This window comes from Streptomyces sp. NPDC086766, assembly GCF_044746005.1.
Lineage (GTDB): Bacteria > Actinomycetota > Actinomycetes > Streptomycetales > Streptomycetaceae > Streptomyces.
In genome coordinates, this window is record NZ_JBIVBI010000003.1 from 234,740 (window position 1) to 252,135 (window position 17,396).

Below are 17,396 nucleotides of genomic sequence, written 5' to 3' on the forward strand. Positions count from 1 at the left end.
GGTTTGCGGGTACCGGGAAGGGTTTTCCTGCTGCCTCTGAAGCGAGATCAGACGGTTCCGAGGCGCACAATCCGACTCACACCGACCGGTTTGCGCAGGTCAATGACTGTTCAGCCATCATGATCCCCATCGGTCGCTCTGGTGGAAGGTGAGCCACGAACGGCACACGGGAGGGGGGAATTGCCCGCGGGATTCAACTACAGAAGTGGCAATCATTGGCCTACGCTTTCCGTCGGTTCTCCCGGAGATTCGCAGGTTTTCCCTGGGAACCGGCGGGAGTTGTCACACATTTCCGCCGGCTGGCGAAGCCGTCCCCATGGCCTCCGTAGTGGTGCGCGTCCGGTTCACCGCTTGTGAGGACGGTTCTGCGCTGGGCGCCGAGGAGTGGCACGAACGGTGAGGTCGCCTTCGCGGAGGTTGGTGGACGCCAACAGGGACAATCCGAACCGTCATGTACGATTGACCCTCCCCGGCCGGGCGAGATCGTCCCGGTTGGCCGTGAAATCGCCAACTCGGGCTTCAGGGCCTTTGGTTGGGTGGCAGGCCCCGCGGTGTGGCGCCTTTATCGTTCCGTCAGCTGATCTTCTTCAGATCGTCATTCAATCTTGCCTCCGTTCGACGCCCCGGCTGTCATCCTCAGCCGGGCGCGGACCACTGCGTCCATGGATCCAGTGTTCCCGGAGGCCACGTGCGCCGTTCCCGTCTGCTCCTCCTGCTGATCGCAGGGGTGATGCTCACCTTCACCTCACTCTTCGTCAGTCCCCCCACCGCACACGCCGCGGTGGCGGACGCGCCCCACTGTTCGACCAACGGCACGTGGCGCCAGGGTGAGTTCAACATCTACTGGTTCGACGTCGAGCAGGGCGACTCCCAGCTCGTCGTCGGACCGACCGGCCGCACCCTGCTCATCGACCTCGGCGAGACCGCGTTCAATTCGACCGGCACCAACACGAACGCGACCCGCGTCGCCGCCCAGATACGTTCCATATGCGGCATCGCCTCCGGGCCGGTGCACCTGGACTACGTGATGGCGTCCCACCATCACCTCGACCACATCGGATACGCCGGCAATCCGAACGACACCACGGCCTACGGCAACGGCCTCTATCAGCTGCTGACTCCGACCTCGTCCGGCGGATTCGGCTTCACGGTCGGTCAGCTGCTCGACCACGACGGCGGTGTGTGGACGGACAGCAACGGCGACAAGGACTGCGACGTCGGCACGTCGACCGCGCCGAGCACCGAGACCGCCTGGCACAACGTCGGGACCACCTCGCTGACGTCGAAGCGGTGGATCTGCTGGCTGTACGGCCCCGCGGGACAGGCCGACCGCGCCAACATCGAGGGCAAGGTGCTGCGGATCACCAATGACAACCCGTGGCCCTCGATCGACCTCGGCACCGGCGTGACCTCGAACGTCGTCGAGGCGAACGGCAAGGACGTCAAGCAGGCCGACGGCGTGACCCCGGTCAGCGGCGACCACGACGCGGACCCCACCCCGCCCAGCGAGAACGACTACTCGATCGGCCTGCGCACCACGTTCGGCCCCTTCGCGTACGCGACCGCCGGTGACAGCGACGGCGAGTACAGCACCAGCGCCAACGGCTACACCTACAACAACATCGAACAGCTGCTCAGCCAGAAGATGGGCACCGTGAACGCGCTGCGGGCCAACCACCACGGCTCGAGTCACTCGTCGTCCGACGCCTACGTCAACTCGACGCATCCTCAGGTCGGCTTCATCTCCTGCGGTTCCAACTCGTACGGCCACCCGGGCAACCGCACCCTCAACGCCTTCCGCGCCGTGGGGGCGGACATCTACCTCGCCAACAACCCCTGCGACACCACGGACACGGACGGAACGGCGATCGACTACTCGGGCACGTACAACCACAACGGCACCGTGCACCTCGCCACGTCCGGAAGCGGAGCGCAGTTCACCGTCGACTACGACGCGGGCAGCCGGTCGTACACCACCACGACCAGCGGTGGCGGTGGTGGCGGCACCGGCGACCCCACCAAGGTGCAGGTCAACGAGTTCCTGATGGCGCCGTCGGGTACGGGGACCGAGTGGGTGGAGCTCTACAACCCCACCGCGGGCGCCGTGGACGTCAGCGGCTACTACATCGACGACGTCGCCGGCGGCGGCGGGGCGCCGAAGCAGATCCCGGCGGGTACGACGATCCCGGCCGGCGGGCGGTGGGTGATGGACATCCCCTCCGGCTTCCTCAACAACACCGGCTCCGAGTCCGTCCGGTTCCTCAAGATCGTGAGCGGTGTGGAGACCGTCTACGACACCTACTCGTACTCGCTCGGCTCGACGCAGTACGACAAGGTCTTCCACCGCAGCGGTGACGGCGGGGCGTGGTGCAACACCATCTCGGCCAACGTCACCAAGGGCACGGCCAACCCGGCGAGCTGCCCGTGAGGAGGGGAGTCAGGAGCGCGCTCGTCGGAGCCCTCACCGTCGCCCTGGCCGTGGTCGGGGTCACCACCGTGCTCGCGGGCGGCCGGCCCGACCGAACCCCCGGACCCGTGGGCACCACCACGGCGCCGGGCGGTGACGAGAGCCGACTGGTGCTGATCAGCGGCCGTGATGACCACGGACTGGTCGCGACCGCTCGGGTGGCGCTGTACGGGCATCCGGGCGACGGCGAGCCGGTCGCCCAGGCGAAGGACGGGACCTTGGCCCGGGTCGTCTCGACGAAGGGCACCTGGCTCCAGGTGCGCGCCGTCGGGGACGCGTCGGTCCACGGCTGGGTCGACGACTTCTACCTGCGCGGCACGGTGCACCTGGTGGGCCCGGGCCCCACGTGCCGGGTCCGGATCGGGGGGCAGTGGCTCGCCGCTGGTGAGCAGGCGGTGGTCCTCGACGTCCGCGGTACGCAGGCGAAGGTGAGGACCGTCCGGTCCGGCCGGCACGGCTGGGTCGCCCGCTCCGCGGTGCGGGAACTCGCACCAGAGAGCGGCTGCGGACGGCCCACGGCGTCGGCATCCCCCGAGGGCCGGGAGTCCGGGGGGCACGGCCACGGGCACGGCTGAGTCGGCTGGGCAGCGGTGTTCCCGACGGGGGCCGGGGGTTCATTCCCCGGCCCCCGTCGGCTTGCCCCGCCTGCAGCGCGGTCGCGCTTGAGCCATGTTCGGTCGGCCGCGCCCCGGTCGGCGAGCGCGGTCGGGAGGGGCCGGCCTCAGGCCGGCTTGCGCCACACCGAGATGTGCTGGGCGGAGTCCTGGGCGAACGGCGTCCCCTCCCAGTCCGCGACGCGCCGCTCCAGCTCCAGTCCCGCGATCCGCGCCATCAGGTCGAGCTCCGCCGGCCAGGCGTACCGGTGCCGGGAGGCGTCGCGGCGGTAGCGGCCGTCGTCGCCGTCGAGGGTGAGGTGGTGCGAGACGAGGATCTGCTCCACCAGATCGAAGGTGTCGAAGCCGAGATGCCGCTCGGAGACGTCGAACGGCACCGCGACCTGCCCGGGCGGCAGGAACCGCAGCGGCGGCACGCCCAGCTCGATGACGAACCGGCCTCCGGGCGCCAGGTGACGTGCCGCGTTGCGGAAGCACTCGACCTGTTCGTCCTGTGTGAGCAGGTTCGTGATGGTGTTGTAGACGAGGTAGACCAGGGTGAACTCGCCGGGGACGACGGTCGTGGCCATGTCCCCGAGGGTGACCGGGAGCGTCTCCTCGTCGATCTTGCGGCGCAGGACCGCTGCCATGGGCTCGGACAGCTCGATGCCCGCGACGGGGACGCCGCGTTCCCGGAGCGGGACGCCCACGCGCCCGGTTCCGATGGCGAACTCCAGCGCCCTTCCGTCACCGGCGAGTTCGGCGAGGAAGTCGAGCATCGGTCCGAGTGCGGCGGCCGAGGAGATCTCGGCCTCCTCGGCGTCGTAGCGTTCGGCGGTCGCACGGCTCCACAGCTCACTGCTCGTCACGGGCGGACACTCTGCCGGGTGCCGTGGGGCCTCGGCTACCGAATTTCCTCCGACTTCCGGCTCCGCTCACCGGACCTGAGGACTCAGTCCCGGCGCCACTCGATCGTCGGTCCGCGGCCCTGTGCGCGACCGGCCTCGGCGGCCGGCCGGCGCGTGGCCGGGTCCAGGGCGTTGGCGCCGATCGCGTCCCGGGACGCCCCGTCCGGCTCGACGACCGCGACCTCGGCGCCCCGGGCGCGCAGTTCGTCCACGGTCCGCTCCAGCGGACAGTCGCTCGGGAACGGCTCGGAAGCACCCATCGGCACGATCACCAGCACGCGTGAGGCGCCGGCGGCGTAGTCGGCGTTGGCGACGGAACGGACGCCGCCGTCGACGTACCGGCGGTCGCCGATCGTCACCGGGGGCCAGACGCCGGGGACGGCGCAACTGGCCGCGACGGCGTCGACCAGGCTCACGTCCGACGCGCGGTCGAACACGCGCGGCTCACCGCTCTCGGCGTCCACCGCGACGATCCTGAGCGCCCGCGCGGGCCATGCGTGGGAGGGGAGCCGCGACTCGATCACCGCCCGGCGCTCCCTCTCGGTCACGGTCTCGGCCCCGAGGGCGAACTTCCCGACCGCGCGCCGCATCTCCGTGATGTCGGCGGCACTGCTCAGCGCCGCGCCGATCTCGGCGGCGAAAGCCTCCAGGTCCATCTCCGCCGTGATCTCGGCGGCCTGCAGCGCCGGGTCGACCTGGCGGGCGTACAGCTCCTCCAGGTTCAGCCCGCTGCCCAGTTGTGCCGCGACCGTCGAGCCGGCGGAGGTGCCCACGATGAGGTCGGCCCCCGTGACGTCCCGGCCCGCCTCGGACAGCCCGGTCAGCAGTCCGGTGATCCACGCGATGCCCCCGACACCGCCGCCGCCCAGCACCAGCGCCTCAGTCCTGGCCATCTCGTCGCCCGCCCCCTGTTGCCCGCACTCGATATGACGACGTGAACCCTAATGCTCACTCGCGCGCCGCATGGACTCATGGCGTGAAGCCGCCCCCGCGCGGTCGCAGGGTCTTGGTCGCTGGGCGCGGGGCCGTCCTCGCGGCGCCCGAAACCGCGTCACGCGGCGGCGCGCCTGGTGCCGGCACCAGGTTCAGCGGCCCGGCGCCCCGGCGCGCAGGCCGTCCATGACGAGGTCCAGGAGCCGGGCGGCGCGCGGCTGCCAGTCGCTGTGGGGATCCATCTGCCAGAGACCGGCGATGGCGAGGACGAAGTCGTCCGGGGTCACCCCCGGGCGTATCGTGCCGGCCTCCTCGTTGGCGCGGAGCAGGAGTTCGACGGCGGCGGTGACGGGGCTGTGGCCCGGTTTGGCAGGGCCTCCCGGCGTGCCGGCCGCCTGGCGGATCGCGTCCGCCAGACCGGCCTTGGCCATGGCGAACCGTGCGAGGTGGTCCATCCACTCGCGCAGGGCCTGGTCCGGCTCCCGGTTCTCGAGCAGCTCGGCCGCGCTGTCGGCGACCTGTTGCATCTCGTGCCGGTAGATCTCCAGGACGAGGGCCTCGCGGTGAGGGAAGTTCCGGTAGAAGGTGCCCTGGCCGACGCCCGCCTTCTTGGCGATCACACTCAGCGGGGTGTCCGCGGAACGGGTCAGTTCCGCGAGGGCCACTTCCAGGATGCGCTCGCGGTTGCGCTGCGCGTCCGAGCGCAGCGGCGCATCCTTGGCGTCCCTCTTCGGCTGCACTCGTCCTCCTCGCCGGGTCTGGAGTCCGGAACCCGACCTTGCTAAGCGGACAGTTGTCCGCTACGGTTTCTTGCTACCGGACAGCTGTCCGCTTGACTCCACCATAGCGGTGGAGGCCGCCGACGTGACCCGGCGGGTGCCGCCGCCATGGCGTTCCCGCCACCGCATTCCGCCTGCCTGCCAGTTCCACCGCTCCGTACAGCGCCACCTCCCTGTTTGCCGAACGGGTCTGCCGTACCGGACCCGCGGACGGACCCGAAGACCACGGTCGCACGGGCCGCCGGGACCTCGGCCCCGCGGCTTCGCGGACGCACGGACCTCCGAACGGTCCCGCGACGTGCTCCGGACCTGCGAAAGAAGGCTGATCATGGCCCCACCGACGTCCAGCGACGTCACCCTGAACATCAACGGCGAGAAGTACACGCTGTCCGTCGACCACCGCACCACCCTCCTCGACGCGCTCCGTGAGCGGCTCGATCTGACCGGCACCAAGAAGGGCTGCGACCAGGGGCAGTGCGGGGCCTGCACCGTCCTGATCGACGGACGCCGGAGCGTGGCCTGCCTGCAGTTCGCGGTGGCGGCCGAGGGGCGTGAGATCACCACCATCGAGGGTGTGGCCGAGGGAGAGCGGCTGCATCCCGTGCAGCAGGCCTTCCTCGATCTCGACGGCTACCAGTGCGGATACTGCACACCGGGACAGATCTGCTCGGCCGTCGCGGTGATCGAGGAACACGCGGCCGGCTGGCCGAGCGCGGTCACCGACGACGTCCGGCCCGAGGCCGGGCCGCCACCCCTCACGGCCGACGAGATCCGGGAGCGGATGAGCGGCAACCTGTGCCGCTGCGGCGCGTACACGTCCATCGTGCAGGCGGTCGCCCGAGCGGCCGCCGTCCAGGCGCGGACCGGGGACGACCCGAGCGGGACGCACATGGGCGACGGCAGCGGGCGGGCACGGACCACGGATCCCACGGAGGCGGAGGCATGAGGGAGTTCGGCTATCATAGGGCGTCCGACGTGGCCGGCGCGGTCGCGCTGCTCGGTGCCGACCCGGAGGCGCGTTTTCTCGGTGGCGGCACCAACCTCGTCGACCTGATGAAGACCGGCGTCGAGCGCCCCGCCCGGCTGGTGGACGTCCGTGACCTCCCCCTGGACGGGATCGAGTCGACCGCGGACGGCGGCCTGCGCATCGGCGCGACCGTCACCAACAGCGACCTCGCCGCGCACCCCGACGTCCGCCGCCGCTACCCGGCGCTGGCCCATGCGGTGCTGGCCGGCGCCTCCGGACAGTTGCGCAACATGGCCACCGTCGGCGGGAATCTGCTCCAGCGCACCCGCTGCGGCTACTTCACCGACGTCACCAAACCCTGCAACAAGCGGCTTCCCGGCAGCGGCTGCCCCGCCGTCGAGGGCGAACACCACAACCACGCCGTGCTGGGGGCCTCCGAGCACTGTGTGGCCGTCCATCCCTCGGACATGGGCGTGGCGCTGACGGCCTTCGACGCGGTCGTGTCGTACGAGACGACCGACGGACCGGGCGAGCTGCCGCTGGCCGACTTCTATCTGCCCGTGGGGGACACCCCGCACCGGGAGACCGCCCTGCCGCCGGGAGCGCTGATCACCGGCGTGACCCTGCCGCCCGCTCCGGTCGCGGCCCGCTCGCGCTACCGCAAGGTGCGCGAACGCGCCTCGTACGCGTTCGCCATCGGCTCGATCGCCGCCGCCCTCGACGTCCGCGACGGCGAAGTGCGCGAGGCGCGCCTGGCCTTCGGGGCGGTCGCCTCCCGGCCGTGGCGGGCCCGGACGGCGGAGCGGGTGCTGACCGGCGCCCCGACCGACGCCGAGACCTTCGCCGCCGCGGCGGACGCCGAACTCGCGGCGGCCAGGCCGCTGCCCCACAACGGATACAAGGTGACACTCATGCGCAACCTCGTCGTGGCCGTGCTGACCGAACTCGCCGAGGACAACGCCCGACTCAGCGAGGAGACCGGCCGATGAGCACCGCCACGACGACCCCGGCCTCGGCGGAGAAGGGCGCCGTGGGGACCGCGCACACCCGCGTGGAGGGCCGGGACAAGGTCACCGGAGCCGCCCGGTACGCGGGCGAGGTGCCCTTCGCCGACCTCGCCCACGGCTGGCTGGTGCTGTCCACCGTCGCCCGCGGCCGCATCCGCGCGGTGGACCACGAGCCCGTCCTCGAGATGCCCGGCGTCCTCACCGTCCTGCACCACGGGAATGCTCCGCGCCTCGACACCGACTTCGTCGGCCTGCTGGGATCCCGGCCGGACCCCACCTGCGCCGTCTTCCAGCACGACCGGGTACCGCACATGGGCTGGCCGGTCGCCCTGGTGGTCGCCGAGACGTCCGAACAGGCCAGGGAGGCCGCCGAGGCGCTCGTCGTGCACTACGAGAGCGAGCCCCACGACGTGGCCTTCTCCGGCGGGCGTGCGGACGCGTACCCGGCGGACGGCCACATGCCGGCGGTGACGGAAAAGGGGGACCTGGACACCGAACTCGCCGCGTCCGCAGCCGTCGTGGACGCCGAGTACACCACTCCCGAAGAGCACCACAACCCGATGGAGCCGCACGCGGCCACGGCCCGCTGGGACGGCGGCCGGCTCGAGGTCGTCGACTCCAACCAGGGCACCACCTGGGTGCGGGGCGAACTGGCCAACCTGTTCTCGCTCGAACCCGCCGCCGTGCGGGTGCTGTCCGAACACGTCGGCGGCGGTTTCGGCAGCAAGGGCGTCCGCGCCCACCAGGTGGCCGCGGTGATGGCCGCCACTGTCCTGCAGCGGCCGGTCCGTGTCGTCCTGACACGCCGCCAGATGTTCTCCCTCGCCGGCTACCGCAGCCCCACCGCCCAGCGCGTCCGGCTCGGCTGCGACGCCGACGGACGGCTGCGCGCGCTGGAGCACCGCTCCCTCAGTCTCACCTCGACGGTGCACGAGTTCGTAGAGCCGAGCGCCGCGGTGGCCCGCGCGATGTACGACGCCGACGCCCACCACACGGCCAACCGGGTGGTACGTCTCGACGTTCCGACCCCGACCTGGATGCGGGCGCCGGGCGAGGCACCGGGATCGTTCGCATTGGAGTCGGCGCTGGACGAACTGGCCGAGAGGTGCGGGATCGATCCGATCGACCTGCGCCTGCGCAACGAACCCGAGAAGGGTCCCGTGTCCGGGCTGCCGTTCGGCAGCCGCAACCTGCGCGCCTGCTTCGACGAGGGCGCCCGCCGGTTCGGCTGGGCGGAGCGCGATCCGCGCCCCGGGCTGCGCCGGGAGGGCCGCTGGCTGCTCGGCACCGGTACGGCGGCGGCCTCCTTCCCCGCCGGTGCCGCACCGTCCACGGCGGTCCTCACCGCGGAGCCGGACGGGTCCTTCACCGTGCGGATCGCCGCGGCGGACATCGGAACCGGTGCGCGCACCGCGCTCACCCTGGTCGCCGCCGACGCGCTGCGGGTGGCGCCGGACCGGGTCCGGGTGCGCATCGGGGACAGCGACTTCGGCCCGGCCATGATCGCCGGAGGTTCGATGGGCACCCGCTCCTGGGCCTGGGCGGTCACGGCCGCGGCCGGCGAACTGCGAGAGCGGCTCGACCTGGGAGCCGACATCCCCCCGGAGGGCATCACCGTCCGGTCGGACACCTCCGCGGCCGTCGGCGCCCTCACGCAGAAGGAACGGCACTCCTTCGGCGCGCAGTTCGCCGAGGTCGCCGTGGACGTCACCACCGGCGAAGTGCGGGTGCGGCGCATGCTCGGCGTCTTCGCGGCGGGCCGCATCGTCAACCCGCTCACCGCGCGCAACCAGTTGGTCGGCGGCATGACCTGGGGCATCTCCATGGCCCTGCACGAGGAAGCCGTCCGTGACACCGCCTCCGGCGGACATGTCGGCGCCGACCTCGCGGGCTATCACGTCGCCACGCACGCCGATGTGCCGCTCGTGGAGGCCGACTGGGTGGACGACCCGGATCCCGACGACCCGGTGGGGATCAAGGGCATCGGGGAGATCGGCATCGTGGGCGCCGCGGCGGCGATCGCCAACGCGGTCTGGCACGCCACCGGTGTCCGGCACCGCGAGCTGCCCATCCGGCCGGACCGCGTCCTGGCGGCCGGACAGGGAGCGGCGCGTGCTTGACATCGCCGAGGACCTGCACCGCTGGGCCGAGGAAGGCCGCGCCTTCGCCGTCGCCACCGTGGTGGCCGTCGGCGGCAGCGCGCCGCGCGGCCCCGGTGCCGCCCCCGCCGTGGACGGCGAGGGCACGGCCATCGGCTCGGTCTCCGGCGGCTGCGTCGAAGGAGCGGTGTACGACCTCTGCGTGGCGGCACTCCGGGACGGCGTGACCCGTGTGGAGCGGTTCGGCTACAGCGACGAGGACGCCTTCGCCGTCGGGCTGACCTGTGGTGGGGTCATCGACGTCCTGATCACGCCGGTCGGCACGGACGCGCCCGTCCGTGAAGTGCTCCGAGCGGCGCTCTCGGCCGCCGCCCAAGGGGAGCCGGCGGCCGTGGCCCGGATCGTGCGCGGGCCCGCGGGTCTGCTCGGCCGGGCAATCCTCGTGCGCTCCGACGGCACGTTCGACGGAGGGCTGGGCGGCGCCGCTGCACTCGACCGGACGGCCGAGGCCGAGGCCCGGGCGCTGCTGGATGCCGGCCGCACCGGCACCGTCGAGCTCGCGGAGGACGGATCGCACTGCCCCGGCGGGCTCACCCTGCTCGTCGAGTCGAACGTGCCGGCGCCCCGCATGATCGTCTTCGGTGCGGTCGACTTCGCCGCCGCGCTCGTCCGGGTGGGCACGTTCCTCGGATACCGGGTGACCGTGTGCGACGCCCGCCCCGTCTTCGCCACCCGCGCCCGCTTCCCCGAGGCCGACGAGATCGTGGTCGACTGGCCGCACCGCTACCTGCGGCGCACCGCCACCGACGCACGCACCGTGCTGTGCGTGCTCACCCACGACGCCAAGTTCGATGTGCCGCTGCTGGAGACGGCGCTGCGGATGCCCGTCGCGTTCGTGGGCGCGATGGGGTCGCGCCGTACCCACGAGGACCGCGACCGGCGGCTGCGCGAGGCGGGTCTGAGCGAGCGCGAGCTGGCCCGGCTGAGATCCCCGATCGGCCTCGACCTCGGCGCCCGCACGCCCGAGGAGACCGCCCTGTCGATCGCGGCGGAGATCGTCGCGGCCCGGCAAGGAGGGACGGGCGTCCCGCTGACGGGCACGCGCACACCGATCCACCGGCCCGGCACGGAACGGGACGCGCCGGAACGGGACGGCGCCGAGGCCGCCTGAACCGGTCCCACCCCCGTGGACGGCGCGGCGGACGGGGACGGCGGATGGCGGTGGAGAGGGGCGGACGGCGCAGGGTGGACGGCGAAGGGGCCATCGGCGGGCACGGGGAGGACCCCCGCCTGCCGGGCCCGGAGCAGCATGCGGGGGCCCGAGGCGGTCGCGCCGTCCGGGGACGCGCCGCGTGCGATCCTCCAGCGACCGCGGCCCCTCACTGCCTCGGGCGGGGAAACCTCTCCAGTGCCTCGGCGAGGCCCACGGCGTCCGTGCCGACCTTGCGGTAGACGGAGGAGAGCAGCTGCCGCACCCCCTGACCGGTGAGATGCAGTTCCTGCGCCACGGCGGCCACCGGTCGCCCCTGCGCCGCCATCTCGGCGGCCCTGCGTTCCTGAGCGGTCAGCGTGTCCGTCTGCGGATAGCGCAGCGGGAGCGGCCGCAGTCCGGCGGTGGAGAGTTCCTCCCTGGCCCGACCGGCCAGCGCCTCGGCACCGCAGTGCACGGCACTCTCCAGTCCCTGGTAGAGCCGGTCGGCGGCCTCCTGCAGACGGCCGTTACGGGACAGCGCGGCACCATGGCCGACCAGGGCGCGGGCCAGATCGTAGGCGGCGGGGGAGCGCTCCAGATGGTCGACGGCCTCCGCGTACAGGTCGAGTGCGGCCGGCCCGGCGGTCACCTCGGCCAGGGTGCACAGCGCGCCCCCGATCGCGGAGGCCGCCCCGAAGTCCCGAGCACGCTTGACGGCGTCCTGGGCGAGGCTCAGCGCCCGGCCCGGAGCGGTGGCCGCCAGCGCCGACGCCAGGTCCGACTGCCACGGGCACCAGGCCGGGTTGCGCCAGGCCCGGGCGTCCAGCCAGTCGCCCACCTCGGACAGCAGGCGCGCCGCTTCGGCGTGCCGTCCCTCCGCCAGCAGCAGTTCGGCGTAGACCGTGCGCGGGTCGGGATAGATGACGGCGTTCGGGACCACGTCCCCGTAGTGGTAGGCGTCGGCCAGTTCACGGGCCTCGCCGACGCGTCCCCGGGCCAGCAGGGTCTGGACGAGGATGCCGATCGCGAACCACTGGGCGGGCACCGCGCCCTCCACCCGGTCGGCGGTGCGCAGTCCCGCCCGGACCAGCTCCTCGGCTTCGGCCAGGCTCCCGCGGCGGTAGCGGATGTAGCCGAAGAGGGTCTGCCCGACGGCCAGGTGCGAGCCGCGCCAGCCCTTCCTCTCGCATTCGGCGATGCCCGCGGTGAACAACTCCTCGGCGCGCCGCGGCTGGTCGCAGTACATGAACGCGAGGGCGACCGACACGGGCACCTCGAAGCCCCGGTTCTCGTCGGTCCAGCTCATGCCGCCGCGCAGGGCGTCCTCGGCGCAGGACAGCACGGTCCGCCGCGGCTCGCCGCGCACCAGCGCGTCCCAGGCCCGCAGGCCGAGGATGTACCGCTCCTCCAGGCTGCGACCGGTCAGCCGCTCCGCCAGCCGTGCCAAGCGGCGCGAACGGGCGACCGAGTCGGGCTCGTCGGTGCGGAAGGCGCTCCAGACGAAGTGGTCGGCCTGCATCCGCAGCCGGACACGCCCGTTGGGGGCATGGTGCGCCTCCTCGGCGGCCACGGTCGCGGCCTCGGCCATCCGGTCGGTGTGCGCGAGGGCCTGGGTCAGCCGGTAGACGATGGAGGCGCGCAGGTCGGGATCGACGCCCGGCTGCTCCAGCGCCTCCCGTAGGTGGCTGACCGTGGCGGTGGGTTCGATCAGGAACGTCGAGCAGGCCAGTTCGTGCAGGAGAGCGGCGCGCTGCTCCGGCAGGGGCGGCTCCTGCACCGCGCGTAGCAGCAGCCGCCGGGCCGCCTCCGGGGCCCCGGCCCGCAGGTACTCGCGGGCGCCTTCCCGTAGGCACGCCACCGCGTCGGGCCGGTTGTCGCAGGGCACCTCCAGCAGGTGCCGCGCGGCGGCCGTCGGGCCGTGCCCGGCCGCGCGCACGGCATCGGCGGCCGCGTTGTGCAGACCGACGCGCACGTGCGAGGGGATGGACCGGTAGATCGTCGTGGCCGTCAGCGGGTGCACGAACTCCAGCCTGCCGCCGGGCCCGGCACCGTCGGCCAGGATCCGGGCGGCGCGCAGTTTCTCGGTCGCCTCGGCGGCCTGCTCGATGCCGACCACGGCGATGGTGGCCGCGAGGTCGGGGGAGATGGAGGTGCCCAGCACGGCGGCGGCCCACGCGAAGTGGACGGTGGTGACGCCGAGCTGGTGCAACTGGTCGACCAGGCCCGGACCCTTGACGGCCGCGGCGAGGTCCCGCATTGCGGGCAGGTCGTCCCGGGTGCCCTTGAGACCGCGTTCGCCGAGCCGGATGGCGAGTTCGACGGTCTCGAACGGGCTGCCGCTGGTGACCTCCCGGCATTCCTCGCAGAACGCGTCCTCCGCGCCCTCTCCCACCTGGTCCCTGACGATCCGCGCCACTCCGGCGGTGGTGAGCGGTGCGAGCGTGTGGGGGCGGGTTCCGTGGCCCTCGACCAGGGCGCGGAAGGCGGAGGCCTCGGACGGCAGTTCGTCCGGGCGGTAGGCGACGACGATCAGCAGGGGGAGGCCCGCGGCCCGGGGCGCGAACGAGGTGAGCCAGCTCAGCGACTCGAGGTCGGCCCAGTGCAGGTCGTCCAGGAGCAGGACCAGGGGCGCCTTCACCACGGCGAGTCGGGTCATGACCCAGTCGAGTCCGTCGCGCACTCCGGTCGGGTCCGGGACGGAGGAGGGGTCCGAGGCCTCCAGACCGAGCGCGGCGGCGACGATGTCGTACCAGCTCCCGAGGAACGACCGGCGCTGCGCCTCGTCCATCGCCGCCAGCGCGGGCTGGACGAGCTGGCGCACCATCCGGAACGCCAGCTCGTGCTCGTTCTCCCCGCCCTTGGCCGACAGCACCGTGAAGCCGTGCTCGGCGGCACGGGTGCGCGCCTCGCCCATCAGCGCCGTCTTGCCCAGCCCGGCCGGGCCGCGGAAGGCGAGCAGCCCGCCGTGCCGCGCCCCGGGCACCGCGTCGGCCGCCTCGCGCAGACCCGCCAGCGCGGTCTCCAGTGCGCGCACCTCCCGATGGCGCTCGACGAGCAGCGGCCGGTGCCCGGTGATCGGTTGCCGCAGCCCATGCGCCATCTGCCGTACCGCTTCCTGTATTTCCGGTTTTTCCGCCTTCGGGGAGGCAGCGTGAGCGTACGCCCATCCGGACGCTCCGAGAGCGGGTCAGCGGTGTCACGACAAGGAAGGGTGAATCCTCGGCTGTTGCGGCCCGGGACCTCACCCCTTTGAGTAAAGTAGTCGGATTGTGTGTTCAGAAGGCGGGTGAGGTCGCGGCGTCCGCGTAGCGCGGCACGCTCCGGGACCAGTGGTAGCACCCGCGGATCCAGCCGACCATGCCGTCCACATAGCCGGCACCCGCCGGGGTCAACTCCGGCTCCACGCGGGCGCGCAACGTCTCGAACTCCCGTACGACCAGGTTGATCTGACGGATCGTCAGCATGGCGGCCACCGGAAGCGAGCAGCGGTGGGTGCTCTGATGGGCCAGGGCGAGGTTGATCACTCCGCCGGTCCGCTGCTCCTTCACCGCCGAGAAGAGGTCCGCGGTCCACACCGCGGCGTCGACCGACAGCCGCCGCAGTCGCTGCACGAGGGGGTGGTGGACGTCCTCCGGCGTCGGCGCGCAGGGCTGCGCCGCCTCGTAGAGCGGGTAGAACGGTTCGACGCCCGCGGTGAGCGACCGGATCGAGGTGCACACGCCCAGGTGCAGCGGGGCGGAGCCGGCCTGCGCCACCGCCTCGTACATCAGACCGTGCACGTACTCACGGCTGTGCCACGCCCAGCGCGCCGCCTGCGCGGGGGTGCACCGCTCCCGCACCTGCCGGTGGAGGTCGGTGAGGGCCGCGCCGAGCGCGGTGGTGGGCGCCTCGCCGTCCCGCAGCACGGCGACGCTCTCGCACAGCAGGGGCAGCAGCCGCTCCGGGGACCGCCGGCCGATCTCCTCCGCCCGGTCGTCGAAGACGAACTGGTAGGCGATCTGGTTCGCCACGATGCGGAGGATCTCCGGATCGGCGGTCGGGCTGGTGTACGACGCGAGCTGGGCCGGCCGGGTCCGCGTGATCATGTCCGCCACCTCCGGCTCCGCGGTCAGTCCGCACTCGCGCAGCCACACGTCCATCCCGGCCACCGCCTCGGCCTCGTGACGGTTGCTGCGGAACGGGAAGGGCATGTGCAACTGCGCGTCGATCAGATCGCGCAGACTGGCGGCCGGCCTCCCGGGCCGCTCGGCGAGCGTGCGTTCCTCATGCGTCGTCGACATCACGGTCACCTGCCGTTCGGGAGTCCTGTGCTCGGGGATTCGCCGTTGCCGGGGGAGCGGACGAAGGCGCCCGCGACGGTGTGCGGACCGGTGTCTGTGCCCGCGGCGCGCACCACATCACCAGCGACCTCGGCCCCAGCGTCACCGCGGGGCGCAGCGCGGCGATCCGTCCGGCCGGGTGGCGCAGCCGCCAGCGGGCCGCCACGGCCGCCAGGGCGACCATCGCCTCCGTCATGGCGAAGGAGTCACCGATGCACTTCCGGCTGCCCGCGGCGAACGGCAGCATCGCGCCGTGCCGGACGCCGCCGCCCCGGTCCGGCAGCCAGCGCTCCGGCAGGAAGCGGTCCGGGTCGGGGAAGGAGGCGGTGTCGTGGTGCAGCAGATAGGGGCTGTAGAGGACGGTGGCCCCCCGGGGCAGACGGCATCCGCCGAGTTCGGTCTCCTTCGTGGTGACGCGGGTGAACAGCCAGCCGGGCGGGGAGTGGCGCAGCGTCTCCGTGACGACGCGGCGGGTGTGGACGAGGCGGGGCAGGTCGTCGGGGCCGGGCCGGCGGCCGCCGAGGACCGCGTCGACCTCGGCGTGCAGGCGCGCCTCGGCCTCGGGGTGCCGGGCGAGCAGGCTGAAGGCGGAGGCCAGGCACAGCGCGGTCGTCTCGACTCCGGTGAGCAGGAGCGTGATGAGGTGGTCGTGGACCTCCCGCTCGCTGATCGCCGCAGCGCCGTCGCCGCCGTCCACGGCCGCCAGCAGCGTGCCGAGCAGGTCGTCGCGGGGAGGCCCCGCACGGCGCTCCGCGACGGCCGAGTCGACGATCGCGTGCAGCCGGGCGACCGCGCTCCGGTAGCGCCGGTTCGCGGGCGTGGGGACGCGGAAAGGGGCGTCGACCGGGACCACGGTGCGCACGAACAGGCCGCGCACGACGGCGGACAGACAATCCCTCACCTCCGCCCCCGTCGCCTCGTCGAGAGTGTCGGAGAGCAGGACGCGGCCGGTCACCCGGGTGGTCAGCGCCATCATCTGCGCGCTGACGTCGATCCGCTGCCCCGGCCGCCACGCCCGGCACACGGCCTCGGCCTCCTCGCCCATCAGCCGGGTGTGCGCGGCGATCCGGGCCGGGGTGAAACGCGGCTGCAGCAGCCGGCGCTGCCGGCGGTGCGTCTCCAGACGGCTGGTCACCAGTCCGTCGCCCATCAGCAGCCGCAGCCTGTCGTACTGCGGGCCGCCCTTGTCGAAGGAGCGCGTGTCCAGGAGCATCCGGCGCACCAAATCCGGGTGGCACACGACCCAGGCGCGCGTGGGGCCCAGCCGTATCCGGACGAGATCCCCGTGCGCCGGTAAGGAACTCAGAAAGGCCAGCGGCCGACGGAACAAGGCGATACCGTGGCTCAGGAAGGGGAATATGCCTGGCGCAGTACCCACGATCCAGGTTCGGTCCGCTTCGGGCGCGACATGGCTCACCGACAACCACCTGCCTCAGTCGACACACACGGGACGTGCGATCTTTCAGGGCTTGGCGCTCGCTTCAAGTCCTGCCCAGTTCAACGTCTTCTCGGCCTCCTCACCCCCTCTCCGTGGGGGCGCACAGGAGCGCGAGGAGGCATCCGTCGAACGGACTTCGATACGCGGGGCGGCGACTGGCAACGGGTGAGACCGTCGCCCCGGGACCGGGGCCCGCGATCGGGGCCCGGAGCCGGTGCGGCAGGGACGGGCCAGTGGATCCGGGGACGGTCCCGGAGGGCTACGCGCGATCCTGCTCGGCGCGCTCGGCGTCCCGCTTCCTCAGGCGTGCCGACTCCTTGCGGACCTCGGCCTGCGTGGCGCGCTCCTTCTCCAGCCACTCCGGCCGCTCCTCCTTCAGCGCCTCGATCTGCTCGGTGGTCAGCGGGTCGGTGATCCCGCCGCGCGCCAGACCGGAGATGGACACGCCCAGCTTGGCCGCGACCACCGGGCGGGGGTGGGGACCGTTGCGCCGCAGCTCCCGCAGCCACTCGGGCGGATCGGCCTGGAGCTGGTCGAGCTCGGTGCGCGAGACGACGCCCTCCTGGAAATCGGCGGGCGTGGCGGGGAGGTACACGCCCAGCTTCTTCGCCGCGGTGGCGGGCTTCATCGTCTGGGCGGTCTGGTGCGACTTCATGGTGTCCAGACTATCGACCGCGGAGAAGGCCTCCGACCA

At 72.7% G+C, this 17,396-nt stretch carries 13 protein-coding genes; 6 read left to right on the forward strand and 7 right to left on the reverse strand.

The annotated features are described in order from the left end of the window. Nucleotides 1-688: 688 nt before the first annotated feature. A complete protein-coding gene (locus ACIPM1_RS06930; protein ID WP_402429953.1) occupies nucleotides 689-2,428 on the forward strand; it encodes a lamin tail domain-containing protein in 1,740 nt (579 codons plus the stop codon). Further along, complete coding sequence (locus ACIPM1_RS06935) at nucleotides 2,425-3,042, forward strand: SH3 domain-containing protein (RefSeq protein WP_402429956.1); 618 nt, start codon at nucleotides 2,425-2,427, stop codon at nucleotides 3,040-3,042. The genes ACIPM1_RS06930 and ACIPM1_RS06935 overlap by 4 nt, the downstream gene beginning before the upstream one ends. Nucleotides 3,043-3,188: 146 nt before the next feature. Here ACIPM1_RS06935 and ACIPM1_RS06940 read toward each other — a convergent pair whose 3' ends face one another. The 3 genes from ACIPM1_RS06940 to ACIPM1_RS06950 all read right to left on the reverse strand — a co-directional run bounded on the left by ACIPM1_RS06940 (nucleotide 3,189) and on the right by ACIPM1_RS06950 (nucleotide 5,641). Further along, a complete protein-coding gene (locus ACIPM1_RS06940; protein ID WP_402429959.1) occupies nucleotides 3,189-3,929 on the reverse strand; it encodes a class I SAM-dependent DNA methyltransferase in 741 nt (246 codons plus the stop codon). 83 nt (nucleotides 3,930-4,012) lie between these two features. Then, nucleotides 4,013-4,861: a patatin-like phospholipase family protein gene (locus ACIPM1_RS06945; protein ID WP_402429962.1), complete on the reverse strand. Its 849-nt coding sequence runs from the start codon at nucleotides 4,859-4,861 to the stop codon at nucleotides 4,013-4,015. A 192-nt stretch (nucleotides 4,862-5,053) separates the two neighbouring features. Then, nucleotides 5,054-5,641 (reverse strand): TetR/AcrR family transcriptional regulator, encoded by a 588-nt coding sequence (locus ACIPM1_RS06950; protein ID WP_402429965.1) that lies wholly within the window; start codon nucleotides 5,639-5,641, stop codon nucleotides 5,054-5,056. A 367-nt stretch (nucleotides 5,642-6,008) separates the two neighbouring features. Between ACIPM1_RS06950 and ACIPM1_RS06955 the strand changes: the two genes are divergently transcribed. Genes ACIPM1_RS06955 through ACIPM1_RS06970 form a run of 4 tightly spaced genes read left to right on the forward strand, consistent with a single transcriptional unit; the run spans nucleotide 6,009 to nucleotide 10,924 of the window. Further along, nucleotides 6,009-6,626: a 2Fe-2S iron-sulfur cluster-binding protein gene (locus tag ACIPM1_RS06955; protein WP_402429968.1), complete on the forward strand. Its 618-nt coding sequence runs from the start codon at nucleotides 6,009-6,011 to the stop codon at nucleotides 6,624-6,626. Beyond that, nucleotides 6,623-7,636 (forward strand): FAD binding domain-containing protein, encoded by a 1,014-nt coding sequence (locus ACIPM1_RS06960; RefSeq protein WP_402429971.1) that lies wholly within the window; start codon nucleotides 6,623-6,625, stop codon nucleotides 7,634-7,636. Before ACIPM1_RS06955 ends, ACIPM1_RS06960 begins: the two co-directional genes overlap by 4 nt. Next, nucleotides 7,633-9,774 (forward strand): xanthine dehydrogenase family protein molybdopterin-binding subunit, encoded by a 2,142-nt coding sequence (locus tag ACIPM1_RS06965; protein ID WP_402429973.1) that lies wholly within the window; start codon nucleotides 7,633-7,635, stop codon nucleotides 9,772-9,774. Before ACIPM1_RS06960 ends, ACIPM1_RS06965 begins: the two co-directional genes overlap by 4 nt. Beyond that, nucleotides 9,767-10,924: an XdhC family protein gene (locus ACIPM1_RS06970; protein WP_402429976.1), complete on the forward strand. Its 1,158-nt coding sequence runs from the start codon at nucleotides 9,767-9,769 to the stop codon at nucleotides 10,922-10,924. Before ACIPM1_RS06965 ends, ACIPM1_RS06970 begins: the two co-directional genes overlap by 8 nt. 208 nt (nucleotides 10,925-11,132) lie before the next feature. Here the strand turns inward: ACIPM1_RS06970 and ACIPM1_RS06975 are convergent, their stop codons facing one another. The 4 genes from ACIPM1_RS06975 to ACIPM1_RS06990 all read right to left on the reverse strand — a co-directional run bounded on the left by ACIPM1_RS06975 (nucleotide 11,133) and on the right by ACIPM1_RS06990 (nucleotide 17,357). Continuing rightward, nucleotides 11,133-14,045: an ATP-binding protein gene (locus tag ACIPM1_RS06975; RefSeq protein WP_402429979.1), complete on the reverse strand. Its 2,913-nt coding sequence runs from the start codon at nucleotides 14,043-14,045 to the stop codon at nucleotides 11,133-11,135. Nucleotides 14,046-14,220: 175 nt separating this feature from the next. Next, nucleotides 14,221-15,225, reverse strand: coding sequence for a (-)-alpha-amorphene synthase (locus tag ACIPM1_RS06980; RefSeq protein ID WP_402429983.1), 1,005 nt, complete (start codon nucleotides 15,223-15,225; stop codon nucleotides 14,221-14,223). Further along, entirely contained in the window at nucleotides 15,209-16,681 is a 1,473-nt protein-coding gene (locus ACIPM1_RS06985) for a cytochrome P450 (protein ID WP_402429986.1), read from the reverse strand. The genes ACIPM1_RS06980 and ACIPM1_RS06985 overlap by 17 nt, the downstream gene beginning before the upstream one ends. Nucleotides 16,682-16,961: 280 nt before the next feature. Then, nucleotides 16,962-17,357 carry a DUF5997 family protein gene (locus tag ACIPM1_RS06990; protein ID WP_402429989.1) on the reverse strand — a complete coding sequence of 132 codons (396 nt, stop codon included), beginning with the start codon at nucleotides 17,355-17,357 and terminating at the stop codon, nucleotides 16,962-16,964. Nucleotides 17,358-17,396: the final 39 nt, after the last annotated feature.